Here is a 2,818-nt window from a genome sequence, read left to right as displayed (position 1 = left end):
CTTTGTGCGGAAATATTATCACTGCTTTTTTGTAATGTGGATGTCAGCGCCGATAGCTGCCTCCTCACAACCTCCAATTGGGAGTCAATGTCGTCCAGCTGTTTCTGATTGGCGGCATTGGCGGTAACCAATCTCCCTAACCGTGCTTTTTCCCGCTCCAATGATTTGATTTGCTCCTGTAAAGCTGCCGTCTGCGCTTTTATATCGGGCTGCTGGGCACGGACACCTTTCGCGTTGGAGAGCAAGGACATTTTTTGCAGATAGAGCTGGGTGCTGTCGATGAGTCCCACTTCTTGCCCTTGTTCCAGCTGATCTCCCTCATTCAGCCCCAGCTCTAAAATGCGTCCATTCGCCTGTGATGAGACGATAATTTCCGTTGCTTCAAACGATCCGGTAGCGTCATAGTCGCCTTTGCCGTTGCTGCATGAAAAGAGCAGGAACAAGGCGGATAATGTTGTTAGTAATCTAAATAGTTTCATCGTTTAATGTTGTTTTATTGAATTTTAGTAGATATCCTCAGATAGCTTATGCGACTAAAACAGAGACCTTTTAGCTATTTTACGGGGTACCCATAGCTCGCGATAAACGTAAAAAAGAGTAGTTGTTTGAGCGAAGCGAGTTTCTACTCTTTTAGTTGACACGAGCGAGAATGGGTCGCAAAATATCGTCAGACGATGATTTAGTCACATATAGACAGCCTCCATTTTATTGATTTATTGTATGTTTCAGTGAATAGATCGACATGAGGTATTGAACTTCATGCAATGTTTTCGCCTGCTTGACCGCCTCTTCCGAATTGACCTCCTTCATCAGGTCGGATACCGTCATGGTGCCGTTTTCCACTTTCACCTCGGCAGCTTCACGGATCAGCGTTTGATGGCGTATGATCTCGTCATCGTCCAGCATGGTCTTTTTATATTTTTCAATCTCCAACTGCTGCTGCGGTATCTGTACTTTCAGATTATACAGGAAAGTCTCCTTTTGCGTGTTCACCGACTGTTTTTGCAGATCGATCTTCTTCTTGTCGTTACCGTATGTATATAGATTGCCAATGTTCCATGAGAGGCGGATCCCTCCCAAAAAGTAGGGGGAAAATTTGGTGTCGAACATGTTGAGTCCCGGTTTTCCGTAACCTCCCTGTGCAAAGGCGGACAACTTTGGCATGTTTTTGGCTTTCAGGAGCGATTTTTGCGATTCAGCGGCCTCCTCCTGTGCGGTGAACATCTTTAACTCGGGACGATTGATGATGGGAGATATCAATTCTACTTCGGGATTTGGTTTTACAAATGTCGTATTCTTTTCGAGCGGTTCTCCGGTGAGCACGGATAACATCCGTATATAAGCATCTAACGTAGATTCCAACTGAATCCGCTGTTGTCCTGCTTTCAGCTGTTCTACCTTTACTGTGCTCAAGTCAACGTCGTTAGCTACGCCGTTTTGCACATAGGTTTGCACGTTATCGTAGTTGCGCTGCAGTTCATTTTCCAGGATCTCATGTTGCTGCAGGTTTCCCTTCATCAGCAGAATGCCGAAATAGAGATTATTTACCCGCTCTCTCAGGGCGTAAACCTCTGTGTCCAACTGCTTCTTTTCTACTTCCGCAACGGCTTTCAGACTTTTTTTCTGTGCTGAGATATTGCCTCCGTCCCATATAAGCTGGTTCAGTTCTGCCACCACGCGGTACTGGTCCTGGTCGGGCACTGGAAAATAGAGGGGCGGTATCCCTTCCGGCATCTCCATATCTATCCAAGTCACATCGGACTGCCAGGTAGCCTGGGCACTCACTGTGCCCTGCGGCAGAAACCCCCGGTTAGCATTCGCGATGCTGAAATCCTTTGTTTTCTCAATGATGTCGTATCGCGCTATGGCCGGGTAATTTGCTTCCGCCATCTTTTGAATCTCACTCAGTGTGATAACCTGTGACGATACAAGCGAACTGTTCAGCCAGATCAATGCTGCAAAAAAGAGGAATATTTTTAATCTCATGTTCTTATTTGTTTATTTGTTTATTGTTGTAATCCGTTTAATCTGTACGCTCCTTCAGAAGCAGCAACAGTGAGCCTGCCAAAGATTCGATGCTCTGTGCCACGTCCGATTCAAAATTGCTTATCTTCCACCTGAACAGTTGATGCCTGAAGGCAGGAATGATAATCTCCACGATCTGCTCCGACGTCAGCGAACGGGTTATCAGATCCTTCTCCTGACCTTCCTTTATAATTGCCTGGGCATGTTTTGTCAGGCTATTCATTAATTGTATAATCTTTTCACCTATCTGGGCGCTCTCATTTACAAGACCTTCTGAGAATACTACGACAACATAGAACGGATTCTCTTTAAAGTAGTACGTCAGTTCCTTGAAGAGAGCAGTAAAATCTTTTTCAAAAACACCCGATATTGAAGATTCTTTAAAGATTGTGTTTACATTTTCATTTAAATATTTCAACAGAGTGACAATGATCTCTTCTTTGCTGGAAAAATGCCTGTAAATAGCGCTCTCCGAGAAATTCATTTCTGAGGCCAGGTTTTTTATCGTCAGGCCGTTTATGCCGGAGGTTGTAAGCAGCTTTCCGGTTGCTTCAATAATTTCCAGCTGCCTAGGTTTAATGTTCATGGGTACTATCATCATTCCTTCTTTTAGCGTACGTATAAAAATTATCTAAATTCCTGTCCGGCAAAAGTTCCACAATCAAGGCGCTTCCTTTTTTGCCGCTTCAAGGAATTTTTCCATATTATCGAAAGATTTTTTGGGAAATGCCTTTTTCAACATCATAGACGGTACTTTGAATCCCGGCGAAACCGTAGTTTTGATGGTTATTTC

The 2,818-nt window shown here is 44.2% G+C and carries 2 protein-coding genes and 1 pseudogene; all 3 read right to left on the bottom strand.

What is annotated here, in order from left to right; genetic code table 11:
• Positions 1 to 479, bottom strand: a pseudogene (locus B3Z75_RS11370) (hypothetical protein); the annotation flags it as partial.
• A gap of 226 nt (positions 480 to 705) precedes the next feature.
• On the bottom strand, positions 706 to 1,986 hold the full coding sequence (locus B3Z75_RS11365; protein ID WP_294071708.1) for a TolC family protein: 1,281 nt from the start codon (positions 1,984 to 1,986) through the stop codon (positions 706 to 708).
• Between the two features lie 37 nt (positions 1,987 to 2,023).
• Positions 2,024 to 2,626 (bottom strand): TetR/AcrR family transcriptional regulator, encoded by a 603-nt coding sequence (locus B3Z75_RS11360; RefSeq protein WP_286847457.1) that lies wholly within the window; start codon positions 2,624 to 2,626, stop codon positions 2,024 to 2,026.
• Positions 2,627 to 2,818 lie beyond the last annotated feature (192 nt).

This window comes from Proteiniphilum sp. UBA1028 (assembly GCF_002316955.1).
Classification (GTDB): Bacteria; Bacteroidota; Bacteroidia; order Bacteroidales; family Dysgonomonadaceae; genus Proteiniphilum.
This window is presented reverse-complemented; position numbering and strand designations above follow the sequence as displayed.

What these genes read in the sequence shown, in the direction of transcription:
- B3Z75_RS11360 (WP_286847457.1), bottom strand. Translation starts at nt 2,626, where the DNA reads ATGATGATAGTACCCATGAACATTAAACCTAGGCAGCTGGAAATTATT.
- B3Z75_RS11365 (WP_294071708.1), bottom strand. Translation starts at nt 1,986, where the DNA reads ATGAGATTAAAAATATTCCTCTTTTTTGCAGCATTGATCTGGCTGAAC.